The organism is Pseudomonas sp. ZS1P83 (assembly GCF_054897825.1).
This window is the reverse complement of the sequence record NZ_CM142706.1, coordinates 3,170,861-3,195,530: the sequence shown is the minus strand read 5'-3', so window position 1 is coordinate 3,195,530 and position 24,670 is coordinate 3,170,861. Positions and strand designations below refer to the sequence as shown.

The following is a 24,670-nucleotide window of genomic DNA, read 5'->3' as shown; positions in this document are numbered from 1 at the left end:
CGGGTAAAGCGGTCAATCAGATGCGCTTGGCTTGCTCCACCGCGTTACCGATGTAGTTCGCCGGGGTGAGCAGCTTCAGCTCGGCCTTGGCTGCGGCTGGCATGTCCAGACCGTCGATGAAAGTTTGCAGCGCTTCAGGGCTGATGCCCTTGCCACGGGTCAACTCTTTCAGTTTTTCGTATGGGTTCTCGATGTTGTAGCGACGCATGACGGTCTGGATCGGCTCGGCCAATACTTCCCAGCACGCATCCAGGTCAGCAGCGATTTTCTGAGCGTTGAGCTCCAGTTTGCTGATGCCTTTGAGGCTTGCTTCGTACGCGATCACGCTGTGGGCAAAGCCGACACCGAGGTTGCGCAGTACGGTGGAGTCGGTCAGGTCACGCTGCCAGCGGGAAATCGGCAGCTTGCTGGCCAAGTGCTGGAACAGCGCGTTGGCGATACCCAGGTTGCCTTCGGAGTTTTCGAAGTCGATCGGGTTGACCTTGTGCGGCATGGTCGACGAACCGATTTCGCCAGCGATGGTGCGCTGTTTGAAATAACCCAGGGAAATGTAGCCCCAGATATCGCGGTCGAAGTCGATCAGGATGGTGTTAAAGCGTGCGATCGCGTCGAACAGCTCGGCGATGTAGTCGTGCGGTTCGATCTGCGTGGTGTACGGGTTGAAGCCCAGGCCCAGCTCGTCTTCGATGAAGGCGCGGGCATTTTCTTCCCAGTCAATCTCAGGGTAAGCCGAGAGGTGGGCGTTGTAGTTGCCGACAGCGCCGTTGATTTTGCCCAGCAGCGGAACGGCAGCGACCTGGGCGATTTGGCGCTCCAGACGGTAAACCACGTTCGCCAGCTCTTTGCCCAGGGTGGTCGGCGAAGCCGGTTGACCGTGGGTGCGCGACAGCATCGGCACGTCAGCGAAACGAATCGCCAGTTCGCGGATGGCTTCGGCAGTCTGGCGCATCAGCGGCAGCATCACGTCATCACGGCCTTCGCGCAGCATCAGGGCGTGGGACAGGTTGTTGATGTCCTCACTGGTGCAGGCAAAGTGGATGAACTCGCTGACCTTGGCCAGTTCCGGCAGCTTGGCCGCTTGCTCTTTGAGCAGGTACTCAATGGCTTTTACGTCGTGGTTGGTGGTGCGCTCGATCTCTTTGACACGCTCGGCGTGCTCCAGAGCGAAGTTTTCCGCCAGGGTATTGAGCACCGCGTTGGCTTCGGCGGAGAACGCCGGCACTTCGCTGATGCCAGGATGAGCGGCCAGGCGCTGGAGCCAGCGCACTTCAACCAGAACGCGAGCACGGATCAGACCGTATTCGCTGAAAATTGGGCGCAGGGCCTGGGTTTTGCCGGCGTAGCGGCCGTCAACAGGGGAAACCGCAGTGAGCGAAGAAAGCTGCATGGGGTGTTCTCGGACAGTCGGGCAACGAAATGGGGCGCGTATCATACATGAAAAAATCCGCAGGTCCGTTGCCAACTGACCAGCGTCTTACGCGTTACACATTACAAAAGGTCTTGCGGGCGCGGTTCAGCTGCTGCGCATCAGCGGGTAAAGCTCTTTCAGTAACTTGCGACGACTGATCACCAACTGCCAGCGATGACCGCCCAACTGCCGCCACAGCCGAGCCGATCGAATCCCGGCCAGCAGCAGGGCGCGGATTTTCGAAGCGTTGCTCGGTTGCTGCAGGTTACGCATGTCGCCATGGACCTGAATTCGTTGGCGCAGGGTGCTCAAGGTGTCCTGGTACAGCGCACCGCAGGCCGCAATCACGTTTTCGTGAGCCGGGCCGAAATGCTCGACCTGGGACTGAATCTGCGGCAAGCGCTTACCGATCACGTCCAGCATGTCGTCGCGCTTGGCCAATTGACGCTCCAGGCCGAGCATCGCCAGCGCATAGCGCAACGGTTCGCGCTGAAGGGTGCTCGGGTCGCGTTCCAGGGCGCCAATCAATGCGCGGTAACCTTCACGCAGATTGATATCGTCGCCGCCGTAGACTTCCAGGGTGTCCTTGGGATCGCGAATCAGCAGGCTACCGAGCATGCAGGTCAGGCCGGCTTCGGTGGTCTGGCCGGTCTTGGCGATCTTGTCGACCAGCACGGCGGCGAGGAATACGCCGCCCAGTGCCGTCAGTTGTTCCTGCGTCGGGCTCATTGCGGCTCGCCTTGAGGAGTGCCCTTGCTCGTCCACGGTTCCGCAATTTCGATCACGCCGCCGCCGAGGCAGATTTCACCGTCGTAGAACACCACGGACTGGCCCGGGGTGACCGCGCGTTGCGGGTCATCGAAGGTGGCGCGGTAGCCGGTGGCGGTCTTTTCCAGCATGCAGGGTTGATCGCTCTGGCGATAACGGACTTTGGCGGTCAACTTGCGCGGCTCGGTCAGATCAATCGGGTTGACCCAATAAATGTCTGAGGCGAGCAGGGCGCGGGAGAACAGATACGGATGGTCATTGCCTTGGCCAACGATCAGTTCGTTGTTCTCAAGGTCTTTGATCAGTACGTACCACGGCTCGTCACCAGCGTCTTTCAAACCGCCGATGCCGAGGCCCTGGCGCTGACCGATGGTGTGATACATCAGGCCGTGGTGATGGCCGATGACTTCGCCTTCGGTGGTCTTGATCTCGCCCGGCTGGGCCGGCAGGTATTGCTTGAGGAAGTCGCTGAAGCGGCGTTCGCCGATAAAGCAGATCCCGGTGGAATCCTTTTTCTTCGCGGTGGCCAGATCATGTTTCTCGGCAATCGCGCGCACTTCGGGCTTTTCCAGTTCGCCGACCGGGAACAGGGTTTTGGCGATCTGTTCACCGCCGACGGCGTGCAGGAAGTAGCTCTGGTCCTTGTTCGGGTCCACGCCCTTGAGCAGTTCGGTGCGACCCTCGATATCACGGCGGCGCACGTAGTGACCGGTGGCGATCAGGTCGGCGCCGAGCACCATGGCGTAGTCGAGGAACGCCTTGAACTTGATTTCGCGATTGCAGAGGATGTCCGGGTTTGGCGTGCGACCGGCCTTGTATTCGGCCAGGAAGTGCTCGAACACGTTGTCCCAGTACTCGGCGGCGAAGTTGGCGGTGTGCAGCTTGATGCCAATCTTGTCGCACACAGCCTGAGCGTCCGCCAGGTCATCCATGGCGGTGCAGTATTCCGTTCCATCGTCTTCTTCCCAGTTCTTCATGAACAGGCCTTCCACCTCATAACCCTGCTCGATCAGCAGAAGAGCGGAAACGGAAGAGTCCACGCCGCCGGACATGCCGACAATGACGCGCTTCTTTTGTGTGTCAGAAGGGGCTGGATCACGCATAGGGATTCAATGAGTGTCTTGAAAAAGGACGCGATTCTAACAGGCCCAAGCCCGCAAGGCTAAAGAGAAGGGCGGATCAGTTCGAGACCGAAGTGTTGGCCGTCCAGATAATCATCAATACAGCGGATGATCAGCTCACTGCGCCAGTTTGCGCGCTGTGCCAGCAGTTCGTCACGCGTGAGCCACTTTGCGCCGACGATGCCGTCGTCCAGTTGATAATCGGGGTGGTGTTTGATCGGTTTCGCGGTGAAACAAACCCGCTGATACGTCACGCCGTTACTCGGAGCGGTATAGAGGTAAATGCCCACCACGCCCGTCGGCTCGACGTCCCAGCCGGTTTCTTCGAGGGTTTCACGCACGGCAGCGTCGATCAGGGTTTCGTCCGGGTCAAGGTGGCCGGCGGGCTGGTTGAGCACCGTTCGTCCACCCTTGGATTCTTCGACCATCAGGAAGCGGCCGTTGTCTTCGACGATGGTGGCGACGGTGATGTGGGGTAGCCAATCCATAATTAAAACCTCCTGTTGAGGGGCAGAAACAGAAACCCCGGCACAGGGCCGGGGCTTCTTTGCATCCTTACAACCTTAAACCAGCGCAGCGATCGCGGCGTTGAAAGTGTTGCTTGGGCGCATGGCCTTGCTGATCAGTTCGGCATTGGCGTGGTAGTAACCGCCGATGTCCACTGGCTTGCCCTGAACGGCGTTGAGCTCGGCGACGATGGTCGCTTCGTTCTCGGCCAAGGTCTTGGCCAGCTGGCCGAACTGCGCTTGCAGTGCAGTGTCTTCGGTCTGGGCAGCCAGGGCTTGAGCCCAGTACAGCGCCAGGTAGAAGTGGCTGCCGCGGTTGTCGATGTTGCCGACTTTGCGCGATGGCGACTTGTTGTTGTCCAGGAACTGGCCGGTGGCCTGATCCAGGGTCTTGGCCAGAACCAGCGCCTTAGGGTTGTTGTACGTCACACCCAGGTGCTCAAGGGACGCGGCCAGGGCCAGGAACTCGCCCAGGGAATCCCAGCGCAGGAAGTTCTCTTCCAGCAGCTGCTGAACGTGCTTCGGTGCCGAACCGCCAGCGCCGGTTTCGAACAGACCGCCGCCGTTCATCAGCGGAACGATCGACAGCATCTTGGCGCTGGTGCCCAGTTCCATGATCGGGAACAGGTCAGTCAGGTAGTCGCGCAGTACGTTACCGGTCACCGAGATGGTGTCCTTGCCTTCGCGGGTACGGCCCAGAGTGAAGGCCATCGCGTCGACGGGCGACATGATGCGGATGTCCAGGCCTGCAGTGTCGTGATCCTTCAGGTAAGCCTGAACTTTCTCGATTACCACACCGTCGTGGGCGCGCATCGGGTCCAGCCAGAAAATCGCTGGCGTGCTGCTGGCGCGAGCACGGTTGACGGCCAGTTTGACCCAGTCCTGGACCGGCGCGTCTTTGGTCTGGCACATGCGGAAGATGTCGCCGGCTTCAACCGACTGCTCCAGCAGCGTGCGGCCAGCGCCGTCGGAAACCCGAACTACGCCATTTGCCTTGATCTGGAAAGTCTTGTCATGCGAGCCGTACTCTTCGGCTTTCTTCGCCATCAGACCAACGTTTGGCACACTGCCCATGGTGGTTGGGTCGAAGGCGCCGTGTAGCTTGCAGTCTTCGATCACCGCCTGGTAGATGGTGGCGTAGCAGCGATCAGGGATCACAGCCTTGGTGTCGTGCAGCTGACCGTCAGTGCCCCACATTTTGCCGGAGTCACGGATCATCGCTGGCATCGAGGCGTCGACGATAACGTCGCTCGGCACGTGCAGGTTGGTGATGCCTTTGTCGGAGTTGACCATGGCCAACGACGGACGAGCGGTGTAGACCGCCTGGATGTCCGCTTCAATCGCAGCTTGCTGCTCAGCTGGCAGGGCTTTGATGCGAGCGTACAGGTCGCCGATGCCGTTGTTCAGGTTGAAGCCGATCTGTGCCAGCACGTCAGCATGCTTGGCCAGTGCGTCTTTATAGAACTCGGCAACGATCTGGCCGAACATGATCGGGTCGGAGACCTTCATCATGGTGGCTTTGAGGTGAACCGACAACAGCACGCCTTTTTGCTTGGCGTCTTCGATCTCGGCAGCGATGAATTTGCGCAGAGCGTTTTTGCTCATGACCGCGCAATCGAGGATCTCACCGGCTTGCACGGTGGTTTTTTCTTTCAGGACGGTGGTGGTGCCGTCTTGAGCGATCAGTTCGATTTTGACGGCGTCAGCGGCGTCGATCAGGGCGGCTTTTTCGCTGCCGTAGAAATCGCCGGTGCTCATGTGCGCTACGTGGGACTTGGAGTCTGCAGCCCAGGCGCCCATTTTGTGCGGGTGCTTGCGCGCGTAGTTCTTGACCGACAGCGGTGCGCGACGATCGGAGTTGCCTTCGCGCAGAACCGGGTTCACGGCGCTGCCCTTGATCTTGTCGTAACGCGACTTGGCGAGCTTGTCGGCGTCGCTGGTCACGGTTTCCGGGTAGTCAGGCAGTGCGAAGCCCTGGGCTTGCAGTTCCTTGATCGCGGCTTGCAGTTGCGGAACAGAGGCGCTGATGTTCGGCAACTTGATGATGTTGGCTTCAGGCGTAACGGCCAGGTCGCCCAGTTCGGCGAGGTGGTCGGCTACGGCTTTGTCACCCAGTTGCTCGGGGAAGCTGGCCAGAATACGCCCTGCAAGAGAGATATCGCGGGTTTCCACGGCGATATCAGCGGAGGCGGTGAAGGCCTCTACGATAGGCAGCAGTGAATAGGTGGCGAGGGCGGGAGCTTCGTCGGTGAAGGTATAGATGATCTTCGAGCGGGTGGGCATATTCGGATTAACTCTCTCTTCTTTGCTAAAGCGTGCGCAGAAAAACTCGAGGGGCGCCGGGTAAGCGCGTTCGTTCAAAGTCATCCATGAGCCGAATGTCGAGATTTGTGCGCGGTGATGTTGGGTGCATCAGTCGAGCGTCAAGCGGGTGGACTGCGGTAACAGTCCGGCTTTTTCGGGCCTGGAGTCTCGGCTACTTATTCAGTTGCAGGAGAGGTCGACCGTCGTGACTCTGTGGTCAGCGGGCGGTATTATACATAGGTAGCTGGCAATCTGCCGATGGTTCATAAGCAACGAATATCGTCCATTGGTCTAAAGGTCGCAGGGGCGAGCGGGGCGTAGAGTCTTGCACCGTGCTTGAGTTTGGCGCTTTTCCCTTTGCTTTCAGGCTTGTAGGCCGCGAACTGTGCAGCTTTGCGGCAGATGGATGGAACATAGGGTTTGCGTGCCGATTTAACTGGGGTACGCTCGAACGAAGCCAGATGTTCAATCCAAACAATGGAGTTCAGCATGGGATACAAGAAGATTCAGGTTCCAGCAGTCGGCGACAAAATCACCGTCAACGCGGACCATTCTCTCAATGTTCCTAACAACCCGATCATCCCCTTCATCGAAGGTGATGGTATTGGCGTTGATATCAGCCCGGTCATGATCAAGGTTGTCGATGCTGCTGTTAAGAAGGCTTACGGCGGCGAGCGCAAAATTTCCTGGATGGAAGTCTATGCCGGGGAGAAAGCGACTCAGGTTTACGATCAGGACACCTGGCTACCTCAGGAAACCCTGGACGCGGTCAAAGATTACGTTGTTTCCATCAAGGGCCCACTGACCACGCCGGTCGGCGGCGGCATTCGTTCCCTGAACGTGGCCCTGCGTCAGCAGCTCGACCTTTATGTTTGCCTGCGCCCTGTGCGTTGGTTCGAAGGCGTGCCTAGCCCGGTCAAGAAACCTGGCGACGTCGACATGACGATCTTCCGCGAAAACTCGGAAGACATTTATGCCGGTATCGAGTGGAAAGCAGGTTCGCCGGAAGCGACCAAGGTCATCAAGTTCCTTAAAGATGAAATGGGCGTCACCAAGATCCGTTTCGACGAAAACTGCGGTATCGGCATCAAGCCGGTTTCACTGCAAGGCACCAAGCGTCTGGCGCGCAAGGCGTTGCAGTATGTGGTCGACAACGACCGCGATTCGCTGACCATCGTGCACAAAGGCAACATCATGAAGTTCACCGAAGGTGCCTTCAAGGAGTGGGCCTACGAAGTGGCGGCTGAAGAATTCGGCGCGACCCTGCTCGATGGCGGTCCGTGGATGCAGTTCAAAAACCCGAAAACCGGCAAGAACGTTATCGTCAAAGATGCCATCGCCGACGCCATGCTCCAGCAGATCCTGCTGCGCCCGGCCGAATACGATGTGATCGCGACCCTGAACCTGAACGGCGACTACCTCTCTGACGCCTTGGCGGCGGAAGTGGGTGGTATCGGTATCGCACCGGGTGCCAACCTGTCTGACACCATTGCGATGTTCGAAGCGACCCACGGTACTGCACCGAAGTACGCTGGCAAGGACCAGGTCAACCCGGGTTCCCTGATCCTGTCCGCAGAGATGATGCTGCGTCACATGGGCTGGACCGAAGCGGCTGATCTGATCATCAAAGGCACCAACGGCGCGATTTCGGCCAAGACCGTGACCTATGACTTCCACCGTTTGATGGAAGGCGCGAAACTGCTGTCTTCTTCAGCGTTTGGTGATGCACTGATTTCGCATATGTAAGCGAACAGGTAATAAAAAACCGCCCTACTCGAGTGATTGAGTCGGGCGGTTTTTTATGACTGGATGGTTGCTGCGAATTCAAGCCGTGACGGTTTGTTGTCCGGTGGGAGCGGCCACATTCTGAGTATCCTGAGGCGCGCCGATATTCATGGCGTGCAGGCCTTTGGGTCCCTGGATGATCTCAAAGACGACAGCCTGTCCGGCCTTCAGGGTTTTATAACCGTCCATCTGGATGGCCGAGTAGTGGGCGAACAGGTCTTCGCTCTTGCCTTCCTCGTTGATGAAGCCGTAACCCTTGGCATTGTTGAACCATTTGACCTTGCCGCTGACCTTGACACCTGACATACCCATATCCCTCTGCAACAGACTCCATCACTGGAGTATCATCCAGTACATCCGCAGTCAGGTCTTAGAAATAAGATTGACTCCGCGGACCTTTTTTACCCACTGTGGGCTCTATTGGTTGTAACACCGTTTTGCCGATAGTCAAGGTGACCAGGCAGTCGGAGTTGAAATCGACGATGGTCGCCCCCACCACTGTATTTGCACAACTGACGAACCTTTCTTTCCATGCATGCAATCAGCCAGATTCGACTAACATTCAATCAGGATCGCCCGACTCTCCAAAAAGATCATCCGGAGGAACACGACGACGATTCCGCAGGCATTGCTGTTCAGGAGGCCAAGCCTGCTTTACAGGCGCCGCCGATGTACAAGGTGGTTTTGTTTAATGATGACTACACACCGATGGATTTCGTCGTCGAAGTGCTCGAGGTGTTTTTTAACCTGAATCGAGAGCTGGCGACCAAGGTCATGCTGGCCGTCCACACAGAAGGACGGGCAGTATGTGGAGTGTTTACCCGCGACATCGCCGAGACTAAGGCCATGCAGGTCAACCAGTACGCCAGGGAAAGCCAGCATCCGCTACTCTGTGAAATCGAGAAGGACGGTTAATCGCCGACCACTCGGGTATGAGGTGAAGCTATGTTAAACCGCGAGCTCGAAGTCACCCTCAATCTTGCCTTCAAGGAGGCCCGATCGAAGCGTCATGAGTTTATGACCGTCGAACACCTCCTGCTGGCCCTATTGGACAATGAGGCTGCCGCCACCGTATTGCGTGCCTGCGGCGCAAACCTCGACAAACTCAAGCATGATCTGCAGGAGTTCATCGACTCCACCACGCCATTGATCCCCGTACATGACGAGGATCGTGAAACCCAGCCAACCCTGGGTTTCCAGCGTGTTCTGCAACGTGCTGTCTTTCACGTACAGAGCTCGGGCAAACGCGAAGTGACTGGCGCCAACGTACTGGTCGCGATCTTTAGTGAGCAAGAGAGTCAGGCAGTGTTCCTGCTGAAACAGCAGAGCGTTGCGCGCATCGATGTCGTCAACTACATCGCACACGGCATTTCCAAAGTGCCGGGGCATGGCGATCACTCTGAAGGTGAGCAAGATATGCAGGACGACGAGGGCGGTGAGTCTTCATCTTCAGGCAATCCTCTGGATGCTTATGCCAGCAACCTCAACGAACTCGCGCGCCAGGGTCGTATCGATCCATTGGTAGGTCGTGAGCTGGAAGTCGAGCGCGTCGCACAGATCCTGGCGCGTCGTCGCAAAAACAATCCGCTGTTGGTGGGCGAGGCAGGCGTGGGTAAAACCGCGATTGCCGAAGGCCTGGCTAAACGCATTGTCGACAACCAAGTGCCGGACTTGCTGGCCAACAGCGTGGTGTATTCCCTCGATCTGGGCGCCTTGCTGGCCGGGACCAAATATCGCGGCGATTTCGAGAAACGCTTCAAGGCGCTACTCAATGAGTTGAAAAAACGTCCGCAGGCGATCCTGTTCATCGACGAAATCCACACCATTATCGGTGCGGGTGCCGCATCGGGTGGCGTCATGGACGCCTCGAACCTGCTCAAGCCGCTGTTGTCGTCGGGTGATATCCGTTGCATCGGTTCGACCACGTTCCAGGAGTTCCGCGGGATCTTCGAGAAGGACCGTGCCTTGGCACGACGCTTCCAGAAGGTCGATGTATCGGAGCCTTCGGTGGAAGACACCATCAGCATCCTGCGCGGCCTGAAAGGGCGTTTCGAAGCGCACCACGGCATTGAATACAGCGATGAAGCCCTGCGTGCGGCGGCTGAGCTGGCCTCGCGCTACATCAATGACCGGCACATGCCGGACAAGGCCATCGACGTCATCGACGAGGCGGGTGCCTACCAGCGCCTGCAACCGATCGAGAAGCGCGTGAAACGCATCGAAGTGCCTCAGGTCGAGGACATCGTTGCGAAAATCGCGCGGATTCCGCCTAAGCACGTCAACAGCTCCGACAGAGAGCTGCTGCGTAACCTTGAGCGTGACCTGAAACTGACAGTGTTTGGCCAGGATGCCGCGATCGACTCGCTGTCAACCGCGATCAAACTGTCCCGTGCCGGCCTCAAGTCGCCTGACAAGCCCGTCGGTTCGTTCCTGTTCGCAGGGCCTACCGGCGTCGGTAAAACCGAAGCGGCGCGTCAACTGGCCAAAGCGTTGGGTATCGAACTGGTTCGCTTCGACATGTCCGAGTACATGGAGCGCCACACCGTATCGCGTCTGATCGGTGCGCCTCCGGGCTACGTCGGGTTCGATCAGGGCGGTCTGCTGACTGAAGCGATCACCAAGCAACCTCACTGTGTGCTGTTGCTCGATGAGATCGAGAAGGCGCATCCGGAAGTCTTTAACCTGCTGCTGCAGGTCATGGATCACGGTACGCTCACCGATAACAACGGGCGCAAAGCGGATTTCCGAAACGTGATCGTCATCATGACGACCAACGCCGGTGCCGAAACGGCAGCGCGCGCTTCGATCGGCTTCACCCATCAGGACCACTCGTCTGATGCGATGGAAGTGATCAAGAAGAGCTTCACGCCGGAGTTCCGCAACCGTCTGGACACCATTATTCAGTTTGGCCGCCTCAGTCATGAGGTTATCAAAAGCGTGGTGGACAAGTTCCTTACCGAGCTTCAGGCGCAGTTGGAAGACAAGCGCGTGCAGCTGGAAGTGACGGACGCGGCGCGCAGCTGGTTGGCGGCAGGTGGCTACGACACGGCAATGGGTGCTCGACCAATGGCGCGTTTGATCCAGGACAAGATCAAGCGTCCGCTGGCCGAAGAGATCCTCTTTGGCGAATTGGCCGATCATGGTGGGGTGGTTCACATCGATCTCAAGGACGGCGAGCTGACCTTTGACTTCGAGACCACGGCAGAGATGGCCTGACGGTTGTTGATCTGTTGTAAAGCGAAAGGCGCCTTCGGGCGCCTTTTTGCTGTCAGGGTTTTGGTGTTTTGTGTACATATCCGTTGCTGCGATAACGGCTGCTTAGGGTTTCGCCCTTACGGCCATCCCTTTCAAGGTCTTTGATAAAATCCCCCAAAACTCCAGTCCAGGACAACGAGACGATGTGGGCAGAGGTTGTAGCGCGGTTCGAGAAAAAAGCACCGGCCAGTGTCATGGCCAAATTGGTTTTGGAGCAGGCCGTTGCGCCCGAGTGGGTCGATCAGGTGTTCGAAGAACATCGTCAACGGCAGTATCCGCGTGAGCTTTTGTTTTCGACCATCGTTGAGCTGATGTCCCTCGTTTCACTGGGTTTGCGACCCTCGCTACATGCCGCGGCGCGGCAGATGGAAGATCTTCCCGTCAGCTTGGCTGCGCTTTATGACAAGGTCAGCCGCACGGAGCCCGCGCTGCTGCGTGCGTTGGTAGTCGGCAGTGCGCAACGCCTGGCTCCGACAATTGAAGAATTGGGCTGCTCGGCCATTTTGCCTGGCTGGCAACTGCGGGTTGTTGACGGCAACCACCTGCCTTCCAGCGAAAAACGTCTGGGCGCTTTGCGCCGTGAACGCGGTGCCGCCCGGCCTGGTTTTTCCGTTGTGGTTTATGACCCTGATCTGGACCAGGTCGTCGACCTTCAGCCCTGCGAAGATGCTTACGCGAGTGAGCGCGTCAGCGTGCTGCCCTTGCTGGAAAAGGCCCGCGCGGGCCAGCTGTGGATGGCTGATCGACTTTACTGCACGCTCCCGGTCATGGAGGCCTGCGAAGAGACCGGGGCCTCATTCATTATCCGCGAACAAAGCAAGCATCCACGCCTGCTTAAGGAAAGCGACTGGCAGCAGCCTGTTGCGGTCGCGACAGGCAGCGTGCGCGAGCAAACCATCGAAGTAAAAGGTGGGCGCCAGTGGCGGCGTGTCGAATTGAGCCTGCACACCCCCACCGAATCAGGCGACACCGCATTGCTGTTCTGGAGCAACCTGCCCGAGACCATCAGCGCTGAGCAAATCGCCGATTTGTACCGTCGTCGCTGGAGTATTGAAGGAATGTTTCAGCGCCTGGAGTCGGTGCTGGAAAGCGAAATCAAAACCTTGGGCAACCCCAAGGCCGCCCTGTTGGGGTTTGCGTCGGCCGTGCTGGCTTACAACGTCTTGTCGGTGCTTAAGCGCAGCGTTGAACAGGCTCATCGCCAGACCCAGCCCGAAGACTGGGAAGCTTCGATCTTCCACCTGACGGTACAAGTACGCAGCGGTTACGAGGGCCTGCAGATTGCCTTGCCGCCAGAGCACTTAGCCATCCCAATCCGCGCAGGAGGGCTGGCTCAGCACTTGCTGGCGCTGGCTAAAAACATCCCGCCCAAATCCGTCGCCAAAAGCAAACGAGGTCCGAAGGTGCCGAAACCCAAGGAATGGCTGGAAGGCAAGGCAGTAAATGCTCACGTGTCGACAGATAGGGTGCTCAAGGCCGCCAAGGTCAAAAGACCTTGAAAGGGATGGCTGTAAGAGCGAAACCGCCAGAAGCCCTAACCGCAGCAACGGATATACACCAAAAACTAAAGAGCCCCACCAAATCGCAGACAAACAAAAACGCCCGGCATAAACCGGGCGTTTTGTATTGACTTGATTAGCGAGCGCGGTAAGTGATGCGCCCTTTGCTCAAATCATAGGGCGTCAGCTCGACGCGCACTTTGTCGCCGGTAAGAATGCGGATGTAGTTCTTGCGCATCTTGCCGGAAATATGCGCGGTTACGACGTGCCCATTTTCCAACTCCACACGAAACATGGTGTTGGGCAGGGTGTCGACGACAGTGCCTTCCATTTCGAAGCTGTCTTCTTTCGACATGCAGTAAAGCCCTCGGTGTCCAATGAATGGCCCGGTGCAACTGCGCCAGGCAAAAGCGGCGTGCATTGTGCCCGAAAAATGGGGTTTAAGCCAAGGGGTTTACGGCTTGCTCTAGTTCAGGATGACCCAGCGCTGATTAATCAGCAGTTCGATAGGACGATATTGAGTCTTGTAACTCATCTTTTTGCAGTTTTTGATCCAATAGCCCAGATAGACAGCTTCCAGCCCCAGACGCTGAGCCTCGGTGATTTGCCAGAGAATCGCATAACGCCCCAGGCTGCGTCGTTCTTCAGCGGGCTCGTAGAAGGTATAAACCGCCGACAGACCGTTCGGCAGTAAGTCGGTGACGGCCACTGCCACCAGTCGTCCTTCGAGGCGAAATTCGTAGAACCGAGAAAACGGCAGGTCACGTACCAGGAACGTCGCAAACTGATCGCGACTCGGCGGGTACATATCACCATCGGCGTGACGCTGTTCGATATAGCGCTGATAAAGGTCGAAATACTCTTCGCTGAACCCTGGCCGGGCGGGACGTATCTGCAAGTCGGCATTGCGCTTGAAGATGCGTTTTTGCTGGCGGTTGGGCTCAAATTGCGCCACAGGGATGCGCGCCGGCACGCACGCATTGCAATTCTGGCAATGAGGCCGGTAGAGATGATCGCCGCTGCGACGGAAACCCATTTCAGACAGATCTGCGTAGACATGCACATCCATGGGCTGACTAGGGTCGAGAAACAGGGTCGTGGCCTGTTCCTCGGGCAGATAACTGCAAGAGTGGGGCTGAGTGGCATAGAACTTCAAGCGCGCCAACTCGGTCATGATCAACCCTCGGGATAGCTTTTGATTAAGTGTAAGCCACGCGGGCAAAAGTCGCTCAGCAAACCCAGGTTGCGCGGCTGGGTTGATCCAGATGCTGCTCAAGGTAGTCGGCAAACTCGCTGCGTGGAATCGCTCGGGCGCCGAGGCTGTGCAGATGATCGGTAGGCATCTGGCAGTCGATCAGCACAAAGCCTGAGTCTTTCAGATGTTGGACTAGTGTGGCAAAGCCATATTTCGAGGCGTTGTCGGCGCGGCTGAACATGGATTCGCCGAAAAACAGCTGACCCATCGCCAGGCCATAGAGCCCGCCGACCAGTTCATCCTGGTCCCAGACTTCCACCGAATGGGCGTACCCGCGCTTGTGCAGCTCGAGGTAGGCGTTCTGCATCGCTTCTGTGATCCAGGTCCCGTCGGCGTAATCCCGTGGCGCGGCGCAAGCGCGGATGACCGCGGCAAAATCCTGATCAAAGGTCACTTGATAGCGTTGCTGGCGCAACAATTTGTTCAGGCTTCGCGAGACATGCAGTTCGTCGGGAAACAGTACGGTGCGTGGATCCGGCGACCACCAGAGAATCGGCTGGCCGTCCGAGAACCATGGAAAACAACCGTGGCGATAGGCCTGAATCAGGCGATCGGCGGACAGATCGCCGCCCGCGGCCAACAACCCGTTGGGATCGCGCATGGCTTTTTCCAGGGGCGGGAAGGTCAGGGTATTGCGTTGTAACCAAGTCAGCATGGCATCCGGGCTTGCAGAAGGGCAGAAGGGGAGGGCAGTGGCGGGCTGATGGGCCCGCCGTAAAGTGTGCCGTCAAACGGTGGGAATGTCGTCGAGATACTTCTCGGCGTCCAGCGCGGCCATGCAGCCGGCCCCGGCGGAGGTCACGGCCTGGCGATAAACGTGGTCGGCGACGTCGCCGGCGGCAAACACGCCTTTGATTTCGGTGCTGGTAGCATCGCCTTCGCTGCCGCCCTTGACCAGCAGATAGCCGTCACGCATTTTCAGCTGGCCTTCGAACAAATCGGTGTTGGGCTTATGGCCGATAGCAATGAACACACCAGCCAGCGGCATTTCACTGGTTTCGCCAGTGTGGCTGTCCCGCAGGCGGGCGCCGGTCACGCCGCTGGCATCGCCCAGCACTTCATCCAGATTCTGGTTCCAGTGCAGGCGGATATTGCCGTTGGCGGCTTTTTCGAAGAGCTTGTCCTGGAGGATCTTCTCCGAGCGCAACTTGTCGCGCCGGTGAATCAGGTGAACTTCCTTGGCGATGTTCGACAGGTACAGCGCTTCTTCAACCGCCGTATTGCCGCCGCCAACGACCGCGACTACCTGATTGCGGTAGAAAAAGCCGTCGCACGTCGCGCAGGCCGAAACCCCTTTGCCGGCAAATGACTCTTCCGATGGCAGCCCCAGGTATTGCGCCGAGGCGCCGGTGGCGATAATCAGCGCGTCACAGGTGTAAGTGCCGCTGTCGCCGATGAGTTCGAACGGGCGCTGTTGCAACTTGGCGGTGTGGATGTGGTCGTAAACGATCTCTGTATGAAAACGCTCGGCGTGTTTTTGCATGCGTTCCATCAGGACCGGGCCGGTGAGGCCTTCGACATCACCGGGCCAATTGTCGACTTCGACGGTGGTAGTGAGCTGGCCACCTGCCTGTATGCCGGTAATGACAACGGGTTTGAGGTTGGCGCGGGCGGCATAAACGGCTGCGCTGTAACCCGCAGGGCCGGAACCCAGAATGATCAGGCGGGAATGCTTCGCTTCGCTCATAAAAACACCTCATAAGCCTTTGTCACAAAAGAGAATGCATGCTCAAATTGAACCGCGAGTAATGCGCTGTTGGCTATGCTACACCTTGGGTTTCAAGCATGGCATCGGACGAACAAACCCGTACAATGCCTGCCTGTGACAGTGCTTGTAATAAAATAAGCGGTGCGCGCCGTGTTTATAAAAACCGGAGCGTAGTGTTAAAAGTAGTCTCAGTTACGCCTGTTAACTTTTTTACCTGCCTGGATTGGGCAGTTTTTTTAAGTCATTCAACAGATGGACGCGCCATGGGCGCAGGAAAAGAAGCGTTTTGAAGAAATCCACCGCAGCACCAAAAACAGTCGTTCCGCTCTGGCGCCAGCAATTGCACTACCGGCTCAAGGAAGGTGCATTGATCGCCATCGGCGGCTTGTGCCTGTTCCTGATGATGGCCTTGTTGACCTATGGCAAGGACGATCCGGGCTGGAGCCATAACAGCAAGATCGACGATGTGCAGAACTTCGGCGGACCGGTCGGCTCCTACAGCGCCGATATCCTGTTTATGGTGTTGGGTTACTTCGCCTACATCTTCCCGCTGTTGCTGGCGATCAAGGCTTATCAAATTTTCCGTCAACGCCACGAGCAGTGGGAGTGGAGCGGCTGGCTGTTCTCCTGGCGCCTGATCGGCCTGGTGTTTCTGGTGCTGTCGGGCGCCGCCCTGGCCCATATCCATTTCCACGCCGCTACCGGCCTGCCGGCTGGTGCTGGCGGCGCTTTAGGTGAAAGCCTCGGCGACCTGGCCAGGAACGCCCTGAATATTCAGGGCAGTACGCTGTTGCTCATCGCGTTGTTCCTGTTTGGCCTGACGGTGTTCACCGACCTGTCGTGGTTCAAGGTAATGGACCTCACCGGCAAGATCACCCTCGACCTGTTTGAATTGTTCCAGGGTGCGGCCAATCGCTGGTGGGCCGCCCGCACCGAACGCAAGCAACTGGTCGCCCAATTGCGTGAAGTCGACGACCGCGTCCATGACGTGGTGGCGCCGACTGTCACCGACAAGCGCGAGCAGGCCAAGGTCAAGGAACGCCTGATCGAGCGTGAGCAAGCCCTGAGCAAGCACATGTCCGACCGCGAGAAGCAGGTGCCTCCAGTGATTGCGCCCGCACCGCCCAAGCCAGCGGCTCCCAGCAAGCGCGTGGAAAAAGAGCAGGCGCCGCTGTTCGTTGACAGCGCCGTCAAAGGCACCTTGCCGCCGATCTCGATTCTCGACCCTGCAGAAAAGAAACAACTCAATTATTCGCCTGAATCCCTGGCGGCGGTCGGTCACTTGCTGGAAATCAAGCTCAAGGAATTCGGCGTCGAAGTCTCGGTGGATTCGATTCACCCAGGCCCGGTCATTACCCGTTATGAAATCCAGCCAGCGGCAGGCGTCAAGGTCAGCCGCATTTCCAATCTGGCGAAAGACCTGGCACGTTCCCTGGCCGTGACCAGCGTGCGTGTGGTCGAAGTGATTCCTGGCAAGACCACCGTGGGTATCGAAATTCCTAACGAAGATCGTCAGATCGTGCGCTTCTCCGAAGTGCTGTCGACCCCTGAGTACGATAACTTCAAGTCGCCGGTCACTTTGGCCCTGGGCCACGACATTGGTGGCAAGCCGGTCATCACCGATCTGGCGAAGATGCCCCATTTGCTGGTAGCCGGTACGACGGGTTCCGGTAAATCGGTAGGTGTGAACGCGATGATCCTGTCGATCCTGTTCAAGTCCGGCCCGGAAGACGCCAAGCTGATCATGATCGACCCGAAAATGCTTGAGCTGTCGATCTACGAAGGTATTCCGCACCTCCTGTGCCCGGTCGTGACCGACATGAAGGACGCGGCCAACGCCCTGCGCTGGAGCGTGGCGGAGATGGAGCGTCGCTACAAACTGATGGCGAAGATGGGCGTGCGTAACCTGTCGGGTTTCAATGCCAAGGTCAAGGAAGCACAGGACGCCGGCACGCCGTTGACCGATCCGCTGTACAAGCGCGAAAGCATTCACGACGAAGCGCCGTTGCTGACCAAGCTGCCGACCATTGTCGTGGTGGTGGACGAATTCGCCGACATGATGATGATCGTCGGCAAGAAGGTTGAAGAACTGATCGCCCGTATCGCCCAGAAGGCCCGTGCTGCCGGTATCCACTTGATCCTTGCGACCCAGCGTCCGTCGGTTGATGTGATCACTGGTCTGATCAAAGCCAACATTCCGACCCGCATGGCGTTCCAGGTATCGAGCAAGATCGATTCGCGAACCATCATCGACCAGGGCGGCGCCGAACAACTGTTGGGCCACGGTGACATGCTCTACATGCCGCCGGGCACCAGTCTGCCGATCCGTGTCCACGGTGCCTTCGTGTCCGATGACGAGGTTCACCGGGTGGTCGAAGCCTGGAAACTGCGTGGCGCGCCGGAATACAACGACGAGATCCTTGCGGGTGTCGAAGAGCCCGGTAGCGGCTTTGAAGGCGGCAGCGGCGGCGATGACGACAGTGAATCCGATGCGCTCTACGACGAAGCGGTGCAGTTCGTACTGGAAAGCCGTCGTGCGTCCATCTCTGCGGTTCAGCGCAAGCTGAAAATCGGCTACAACCGCGCCGCGCGCATGATCGAAGCCATGGAAATGGCCGGGGTCGTGACGTCCATGAACACCAACGGTTCGCGTGAAGTCCTGGCCCCTGGCCCGGTGCGCGACTGATTTGACTGATCTGATTTGAAAAAGCGGTGGCGCACTGATGTGCGGCCGCACTCCCCACGAATGTTATGAGGACTCCCATGCGTCTTATCCGCATGCTGTTGCTGCCGGTACTGGCTTTGACCACACTTTCGGCCCACGCCGATGACAAGGACGTGGCGCGTCTGACCCAATTGCTGGAAAAATCCCAGACCCTGACCGCGCGTTTCTCGCAGCTGACCCTCGACGGCAGTGGCACCCGGTTGCAGGAAACGGCCGGTCAAATGTCCCTGCAGCGTCCTGGCCTGTTCTACTGGCACACCGACGCACCGCAAGAGCAGCTGATGGTCTCCGACGGCAAGAAAGTTTCCCTGTGGGACCCGGACCTGGAGCAGGTCACCATCAAGAATCTCGACCAGCGCCTGACCCAGACCCCGGCGCTGCTGCTGTCCGGTGACGTGTCCAAGATCAGCCAGAGCTTCGATATCAGCGCCAAGGAAGCCGGCGGCGTGATCGACTTCACGCTGAAGCCGAAAACCAAAGACACCCTGTTCGACAGCCTGCGTCTGTCGTTCCGCAATGGCTTGGTCAATGACATGCAACTGATCGACAGCGTCGGTCAGCGCACCAATATCCTGTTCACTGGTGTGAAGGCCAACGAGCCGATCCCTGCGTCCAAGTTCAAGTTTGACATCCCTAAAGGCGCGGACGTCATTCAAGAGTAAAACGCGGAAGCTGTGGGAGCGGGCTTGCTCGCGAATGCGGTGTTTCAGTCGCCGTGTATGTCATCTGGCATTCGCGAGCAAGCCCGCTCCCACATTTCCAGCGGTGTTCACAGTGAGGTTTCATAAGTAGTGATGGACCTGTTTCGCAGTGCCCCGATTGCTCAGCCCTTGGCCGCCCGTTTGCGGGCAGCCAATCTGGACGAGTACGTCGGTCAGGAACACCTGCTCGCTCGCGGCAAGCCTTTGCGCGAAGCCCTGGAGCAGGGTGCCCTGCACTCGATGATCTTCTGGGGGCCGCCGGGCGTGGGCAAAACCACCCTGGCGCGGCTGCTGGCGGAAGTCTCGGACGCGCACTTCGAAACGGTCTCGGCGGTACTGGCCGGCGTGAAGGAAATCCGTCTGGCGGTGGAAATCGCCAAGCAACAGGCCGGGCAGTACGGCAAGCGGACCATCCTGTTCGTCGATGAAGTGCATCGCTTCAACAAGTCCCAGCAGGATGCGTTCCTGCCGTACGTTGAAGACGGCACGCTGATTTTCATCGGCGCGACCACTGAAAACCCCTCGTTTGAACTCAACAACGCGTTGCTCTCCCGGGCCCGCGTCTACGTGCTCAAAAGCCTCGACGAAGCGGCCCTGCGCAAACTGGTGCATCGCGCGCTGACCGAAGAGCGTGGCCTGGGCAAGCGGCAACTGAGCCTCAGCGATGAAGGCTTCCAGATGCTGCTGTCGGCCGCCGATGGCGATGGCCGGCGTCTGCTGAACTTGCTGGAAAACGCCTCGGACCTGGCTGAAGACAACAGCGAGATCGGCGTCGACCTGCTGCAAAGCCTGCTCGGTGATACCCGTCGGCGTTTCGACAAGGGCGGCGAAGCGTTCTACGACCAGATCTCTGCGCTGCATAAGTCGGTGCGCGGCTCTAATCCCGACGGCGCGCTGTACTGGTTCGCCCGGATGATCGACGGCGGTTGCGATCCGCTGTACCTGGCCCGGCGCGTGGTGCGCATGGCCAGCGAAGACATCGGCAACGCCGACCCCCGCGCCCTGAGCCTGTGCCTGGCTGCGTGGGAAGTGCAGGAGCGCCTCGGCAGCCCTGAAGGCGAATTGGCGGTGGCTCAGGCCATCACCTATCTGGCTTGCGCGCCGAAAAGCAATGCGGTTTACATGGGTTTCAAAGCCGCCATGCGCAGCGCCACCGAACACGGTTCGCTGGAAGTGCCGCTGCACCTGCGCAACGCGCCGACCAAATTGATGAAGCAACTGGGTTATGGCGACGAATACCGTTACGCGCACGATGAGCCGGACGCCTACGCGGCCGGCGAAGATTACTTTCCGGAAGAACTTGAGCCACAACCGTTCTATCAACCGGTGCCCCGCGGACTGGAGCTGAAGATCGGCGAGAAGCTCAATCACCTCGCGCAACTTGACCGTCTCAGCCCACGGCAGCGGAGAAAATAGTGATTCCTTTGATCGTTGCCGTTTCTGTGGGCGGTATCGCCGGAACGCTTTTGCGCTTTGCCACCGGTAACTGGATCAACGCTAATTGGCCGCGGCACTTCTATACCGCGACGCTGGCCGTTAATATCGTCGGCTGTTTGCTGATCGGCGTTCTATACGGTCTGTTTTTGGTACGCCCGGAGGTGCCGATTGAGGTGCGCGCCGGGTTGATGGTCGGCTTCCTCGGGGGGCTGACGACTTTTTCATCCTTTTCACTGGATACGGTGCGCCTGCTGGAAACCGGGCAAATGCCGCTGGCCCTGGGCTATGCTGCCATCAGCGTATTCGGCGGGCTGCTCGCTACCTGGGCTGGCCTGTCCTTGACCAAACTTTGATAACGAGAGACCGACATGCTCGATTCCAAACTGTTACGTAGCAACCTTCAGGACGTAGCGGACCGCCTGGCATCCCGTGGCTATAAGCTGGATGTTGCGCGCATCGAAGCGCTGGAAGAACAGCGCAAGACCGTCCAGACCCGCACCGAAGCACTGCAGGCTGAACGTAATGCGCGCTCCAAATCCATCGGTCAGGCCAAGCAGCGTGGCGAAGACATCGCGCCGCTGATGGCTGACGTCGAGCGCATGGCGAACGAGTTGAGTGACGGTAAAGTCGAGCTGGACGGGATCCAGACCGATCTGGACTCGATCCTGCTCGGTATCCCGAACCTGCCACACGAATCCGTGCCGATCGGCGATGACGAAGACGGCAACGTCGAAGTGCGCCGCTGGGGCACCCCGACCGCGTTCGATTTCCCGGTTCAGGACCACGTGGCCCTGGGCGAGAAGTTCGGCTGGCTGGACTTCGAAACCGCCGCCAAGCTGTCCGGCGCCCGTTTCGTCCTGCTGCGCGGCCCGATTGCTCGTCTGCATCGCGCCCTGGCGCAGTTCATGATCAACCTGCACACCAGCGAACACGGTTACGAAGAGGCCTACACGCCTTATCTGGTTCAAGCGCCGGCGCTGCAAGGCACGGGTCAGCTGCCGAAGTTCGAAGAAGACCTGTTCAAGATCAGCCGCGAAGGCGAAGCCGATCTGTACCTGATCCCGACTGCTGAAGTGTCGCTGACCAACATCGTCGCGGGCGAAATCGTCGATTCGAAACTGCTGCCAATCAAGTTCGTTGCGCACACGCCGTGCTTCCGCAGCGAAGCCGGCGCCTCGGGTCGCGACACTCGCGGCATGATCCGTCAGCACCAATTCGACAAGGTCGAGATGGTCCAGATCGTTGAGCCGTCGACTTCGATGGAAGCGCTGGAAGGCCTGACCGCCAACGCCGAGAAAGTCCTGCAACTGCTGGAACTGCCTTACCGTACCCTGGCGCTGTGCACCGGTGACATGGGTTTCAGCGCGGTCAAGACCTACGACCTGGAAGTGTGGATCCCGAGCCAGGACAAATACCGCGAGATTTCGTCGTGCTCCAATTGCGGTGACTTCCAGGCCCGTCGTATGCAAGCGCGTTTCCGCAATCCGGAAACCGGCAAGCCTGAACTGGTTCACACACTGAATGGTTCCGGCCTGGCGGTCGGTCGTACACTGGTGGCAGTGCTGGAAAACTACCAGCAGGCCGACGGGTCGATCCGTGTGCCGGACGTGCTGAAACCGTACATGGGTGGCCTTGAGGTCATCGGCTAAATGGACTATCTGCCGCTGTTTCATAACCTTCGCGGCAGTCGTGTGTTGGTCGTCGGCGGGGGGGAAATTGCCTTGCGCAAATCCCGCCTGCTGGCCGAAGCCGGTGCGCTGCTGCGAGTGGTCGCACCTGAAATCGAACCGCAACTGCGTGAACTGGTTGCCGGCAGCGGTGGTGAGTGTTGGGTGCGTGGCTACGTCGAAGCGGACCTTGACGGTTGCGGGCTGATCATCGCCGCCACCGACGACGAACCGCTGAACGCGCAAGTCTCCGCCGATGCCCATCGGCGTTGCGTGCCGGTCAACGTGGTGGATGCGCCGGCCTTGTGCAGCGTTATCTTCCCGGCGATCGTCGACCGTTCCCCTTTGATCATTGCGGTATCGAGTGGCGGCGACGCGCCGGTGCTGGCGCGGTTGATCCGCGCCAAACTGGAAACCTGGATTCCTTCCACCTACGGTCAATTGGCCGGTCTGGCGGCGCGTTTCCGCAGCCAGGTCAAACGCCTGTTCCCGGATGTGCAGCAGCGTCGGGCGTTCTGGGAAGACGTGTTCCAGGGCCCGATTGCCGACCGGCAACTGGCCGGGCAGGGCGCCGAAGCCGAGCGCTTGATGCTGGCGAAGATCAATGGTGAAGCACCTGTAGCTACCGGCGAAGTTTATCTGGTGGGCGCAGGACCGGGTGATCCGGACTTGCTGACCTTCCGCGCGTTGCGTCTGATGCAGCAAGCCGATGTGGTGTTGTATGACCGCTTGGTGGCGCCCGCGATTCTGGATTTGTGCCGTCGCGATGCCGAACGGGTTTACGTCGGCAAGCGTCGCGCCGATCACGCTGTGCCTCAGGATCAGATCAATCAGCAATTGGTGGATTTGGCCAAGCAAGGTAAGCGTGTTGTGCGTTTGAAGGGTGGCGATCCGTTCATCTTCGGACGTGGCGGTGAAGAGATCGAAGAGCTGGCTGCCCATGGCATCCCGTTCCAGGTGGTGCCGGGTATTACGGCGGCCAGCGGTTGCGCGGCGTATGCCGGGATTCCGCTGACTCACCGCGATTACGCGCAGTCGGTGCGTTTTGTCACCGGGCACCTTAAGGACGGTTCCAGCGATTTGCCGTGGGCCGACCTGGTTGCGCCGGCGCAAACCCTGGTGTTTTACATGGGGTTGGTGGGCTTGCCGATCATCTGCGAGCAATTGATCAAGCATGGTCGCGCAGCGGATACGCCGGCGGCGTTGATCCAGCAGGGCACCACCGTCAATCAGCGGGTGTTTACCGGCACCTTGGCGGACCTTCCAAGGCTGGTGGCGGAGCATGAAGTGCATGCGCCAACGTTGGTGATCGTTGGTGAAGTGGTGCAGTTGCGCGAGAAACTGGCGTGGTTCGAAGGTGCTCAGGCGCAAGTCTGAACACCCCGTTACTGATCGTTCCCACGCTCCGCGTGGGAATGCATCCCGTGACGCTCTGCGTCACAGTGTCAGAAGCGGACGCAGAGCGTCCATGGCGGCATTCCCACGCTCCGCGTGGGAACGATCGTCAGTCAGGCCCTGCGCCAAACCCCTTTCCCGCTCAACCGCTCCCGATCATGCGGCGCCGTGAAAGCCTGCGCCGGCCCTTTCGGCACAACCCCCGTTGGGTTGATGGTCTTGTGGCTGCCGTAGTAGTGATGCTTGATGTGCTCGAAATCCACCGTCTCGGCAATCCCCGGCCACTGATACATTTCCCGTAGCCAGTTCGACAGATTCGGATAATCGTCGATCCGCCGCAGGTTGCACTTGAAGTGGCCGTGATACACGGCGTCAAAGCGAATCAGCGTGGTGAACAGCCTGATATCAGCTTCAGTCAGGTACTCACCCGTCAGGTAACGATTAGCACCCAACAGCTGTTCCAGACGATCAAGCTCGCCAAACAATTCATCGAACGCCTCTTCATAGGCCTTCTGCGACGTGGCAAACCCTGCGCGATACACATCATTGTTAACCGCTGGATAAATCCGTTCGTTCAGCGCGTCGATCTCGCCCCGCAGCGGCGCCGGGTAGAAATCCAGGTCATTACCCGTCAAATCATCGAAGGCGCCATTGAACATGCGGATGATCTCCGCGGATTCATTGTTGACGATGCGATTCTGCTGTTTGTCCCAGAGCATTGGCACCGTGACGCGGCCGGTGTAGTCGGCAGTATCGGCGGTGTAGCGCTGGTGCATGAAGTCGAAGTGATCGAGTTTGTCGCCGGTCGATCCGAGCTTCTGGTCGAAGGTCCAGCCGTTTTCCAGCATCAGCCAACTGACCACTGACACATCGATCAAGCTGTCGAGACCTTTGAGTTTGCGCAGGATCAGCGTGCGGTGAGCCCACGGACAGGCGAGGGACACATAGAGATGATAGCGCCCGGCCTCGGCCGCAAAGCCACCAACACCGGTCGGGCCAGGCTTGCCGTCGGCGGTCAGCCAGTTACGACGCTGCGCTTGTTCACGCTGGAACGTACCGTCCTTGCCGCTTTCGTACCACTGGTCATGCCAGCGACCTTCAACCAACAAACCCATGTTCAAGACTCCTCAACCAAT

The 24,670-nt window shown here is 58.7% G+C and carries 22 protein-coding genes; 11 read left to right on the top strand and 11 right to left on the bottom strand.

The genetic code is table 11. The features are described 5' to 3' along the window. Positions 1 to 16 precede the first annotated feature (16 nt). The 5 genes from purB to ACYZT0_RS15225 all read right to left on the bottom strand — a co-directional run bounded on the left by purB (position 17) and on the right by ACYZT0_RS15225 (position 6,086). A complete protein-coding gene (purB, locus tag ACYZT0_RS15245) occupies positions 17 to 1,387 on the bottom strand; it encodes an adenylosuccinate lyase (protein ID WP_074878189.1) in 1,371 nt (456 codons plus the stop codon). Between the two features lie 126 nt (positions 1,388 to 1,513). Continuing rightward, positions 1,514 to 2,137, bottom strand: a complete 624-nt coding sequence (hflD, locus tag ACYZT0_RS15240) for a high frequency lysogenization protein HflD (RefSeq protein ID WP_131062367.1) — start codon at positions 2,135 to 2,137, stop codon at positions 1,514 to 1,516. Continuing rightward, a complete protein-coding gene (mnmA, locus tag ACYZT0_RS15235) occupies positions 2,134 to 3,279 on the bottom strand; it encodes a tRNA 2-thiouridine(34) synthase MnmA (protein WP_462041942.1) in 1,146 nt (381 codons plus the stop codon). Before mnmA ends, hflD begins: the two co-directional genes overlap by 4 nt. 59 nt (positions 3,280 to 3,338) lie before the next feature. Continuing rightward, a complete protein-coding gene (locus tag ACYZT0_RS15230; RefSeq protein WP_462041941.1) occupies positions 3,339 to 3,785 on the bottom strand; it encodes an NUDIX hydrolase in 447 nt (148 codons plus the stop codon). A gap of 75 nt (positions 3,786 to 3,860) precedes the next feature. Continuing rightward, positions 3,861 to 6,086 carry an NADP-dependent isocitrate dehydrogenase gene (locus ACYZT0_RS15225; protein WP_462041940.1) on the bottom strand — a complete coding sequence of 742 codons (2,226 nt, stop codon included), beginning with the start codon at positions 6,084 to 6,086 and terminating at the stop codon, positions 3,861 to 3,863. A gap of 510 nt (positions 6,087 to 6,596) precedes the next feature. Here ACYZT0_RS15225 and icd point away from each other — a divergent pair. After that, positions 6,597 to 7,853: an NADP-dependent isocitrate dehydrogenase gene (gene icd / locus ACYZT0_RS15220; RefSeq protein ID WP_010458895.1), complete on the top strand. Its 1,257-nt coding sequence runs from the start codon at positions 6,597 to 6,599 to the stop codon at positions 7,851 to 7,853. 78 nt (positions 7,854 to 7,931) lie between these two features. Here icd and cspD read toward each other — a convergent pair whose 3' ends face one another. Further along, positions 7,932 to 8,198: a cold shock domain-containing protein CspD gene (gene cspD, locus ACYZT0_RS15215; RefSeq protein WP_462041939.1), complete on the bottom strand. Its 267-nt coding sequence runs from the start codon at positions 8,196 to 8,198 to the stop codon at positions 7,932 to 7,934. 225 nt (positions 8,199 to 8,423) lie between these two features. Between cspD and clpS the strand changes: the two genes are divergently transcribed. From clpS to ACYZT0_RS15200, 3 genes are all read left to right on the top strand, one after another. Next, positions 8,424 to 8,807: an ATP-dependent Clp protease adapter ClpS gene (gene clpS, locus ACYZT0_RS15210; protein ID WP_034146919.1), complete on the top strand. Its 384-nt coding sequence runs from the start codon at positions 8,424 to 8,426 to the stop codon at positions 8,805 to 8,807. 30 nt (positions 8,808 to 8,837) lie between these two features. Continuing rightward, on the top strand, positions 8,838 to 11,108 hold the full coding sequence (gene clpA / locus ACYZT0_RS15205; RefSeq protein WP_449644685.1) for an ATP-dependent Clp protease ATP-binding subunit ClpA: 2,271 nt from the start codon (positions 8,838 to 8,840) through the stop codon (positions 11,106 to 11,108). A gap of 233 nt (positions 11,109 to 11,341) precedes the next feature. Then, entirely contained in the window at positions 11,342 to 12,646 is a 1,305-nt protein-coding gene (locus ACYZT0_RS15200; RefSeq protein WP_462046491.1) for an IS4 family transposase, read from the top strand. Between the two features lie 136 nt (positions 12,647 to 12,782). Here ACYZT0_RS15200 and infA read toward each other — a convergent pair whose 3' ends face one another. From infA to trxB, 4 genes are all read right to left on the bottom strand, one after another. Continuing rightward, a complete protein-coding gene (gene infA, locus ACYZT0_RS15195; RefSeq protein WP_002553999.1) occupies positions 12,783 to 13,001 on the bottom strand; it encodes a translation initiation factor IF-1 in 219 nt (72 codons plus the stop codon). 111 nt (positions 13,002 to 13,112) lie between these two features. Further along, positions 13,113 to 13,820 (bottom strand): arginyltransferase, encoded by a 708-nt coding sequence (locus tag ACYZT0_RS15190; protein ID WP_449644686.1) that lies wholly within the window; start codon positions 13,818 to 13,820, stop codon positions 13,113 to 13,115. Between the two features lie 55 nt (positions 13,821 to 13,875). Next, positions 13,876 to 14,556, bottom strand: coding sequence for a leucyl/phenylalanyl-tRNA--protein transferase (gene aat / locus ACYZT0_RS15185; RefSeq protein WP_462041938.1), 681 nt, complete (start codon positions 14,554 to 14,556; stop codon positions 13,876 to 13,878). A gap of 72 nt (positions 14,557 to 14,628) precedes the next feature. Further along, a complete protein-coding gene (gene trxB / locus ACYZT0_RS15180; protein WP_462041937.1) occupies positions 14,629 to 15,588 on the bottom strand; it encodes a thioredoxin-disulfide reductase in 960 nt (319 codons plus the stop codon). Positions 15,589 to 15,686: 98 nt separating this feature from the next. Here trxB and ACYZT0_RS15175 point away from each other — a divergent pair, with 98 nt between their 5' ends. The 7 genes from ACYZT0_RS15175 to cysG all read left to right on the top strand — a co-directional run bounded on the left by ACYZT0_RS15175 (position 15,687) and on the right by cysG (position 23,516). After that, a complete protein-coding gene (locus tag ACYZT0_RS15175; protein WP_462041936.1) occupies positions 15,687 to 15,899 on the top strand; it encodes a hypothetical protein in 213 nt (70 codons plus the stop codon). Then, entirely contained in the window at positions 15,896 to 18,295 is a 2,400-nt protein-coding gene (locus ACYZT0_RS15170; protein ID WP_462041935.1) for a DNA translocase FtsK, read from the top strand. The genes ACYZT0_RS15175 and ACYZT0_RS15170 overlap by 4 nt, the downstream gene beginning before the upstream one ends. Before the next feature lie 77 nt (positions 18,296 to 18,372). Then, positions 18,373 to 18,996 (top strand): outer membrane lipoprotein periplasmic chaperone LolA, encoded by a 624-nt coding sequence (lolA, locus tag ACYZT0_RS15165; protein WP_449644690.1) that lies wholly within the window; start codon positions 18,373 to 18,375, stop codon positions 18,994 to 18,996. A 132-nt stretch (positions 18,997 to 19,128) separates the two neighbouring features. Beyond that, positions 19,129 to 20,451, top strand: a complete 1,323-nt coding sequence (locus ACYZT0_RS15160; protein ID WP_462041934.1) for a replication-associated recombination protein A — start codon at positions 19,129 to 19,131, stop codon at positions 20,449 to 20,451. Next, entirely contained in the window at positions 20,451 to 20,825 is a 375-nt protein-coding gene (crcB, locus tag ACYZT0_RS15155) for a fluoride efflux transporter CrcB (protein ID WP_462041933.1), read from the top strand. Before ACYZT0_RS15160 ends, crcB begins: the two co-directional genes overlap by 1 nt. A 15-nt stretch (positions 20,826 to 20,840) precedes the next feature. Further along, positions 20,841 to 22,121 carry a serine--tRNA ligase gene (gene serS / locus ACYZT0_RS15150; protein WP_462041932.1) on the top strand — a complete coding sequence of 427 codons (1,281 nt, stop codon included), beginning with the start codon at positions 20,841 to 20,843 and terminating at the stop codon, positions 22,119 to 22,121. Beyond that, on the top strand, positions 22,122 to 23,516 hold the full coding sequence (cysG, locus tag ACYZT0_RS15145) for a siroheme synthase CysG (protein ID WP_462041931.1): 1,395 nt from the start codon (positions 22,122 to 22,124) through the stop codon (positions 23,514 to 23,516). It begins immediately after the preceding gene. Between the two features lie 131 nt (positions 23,517 to 23,647). Here cysG and ACYZT0_RS15140 read toward each other — a convergent pair whose 3' ends face one another. Then, positions 23,648 to 24,649, bottom strand: a complete 1,002-nt coding sequence (locus ACYZT0_RS15140; RefSeq protein WP_462041930.1) for a glutathione S-transferase family protein — start codon at positions 24,647 to 24,649, stop codon at positions 23,648 to 23,650. Positions 24,650 to 24,670: the final 21 nt, after the last annotated feature.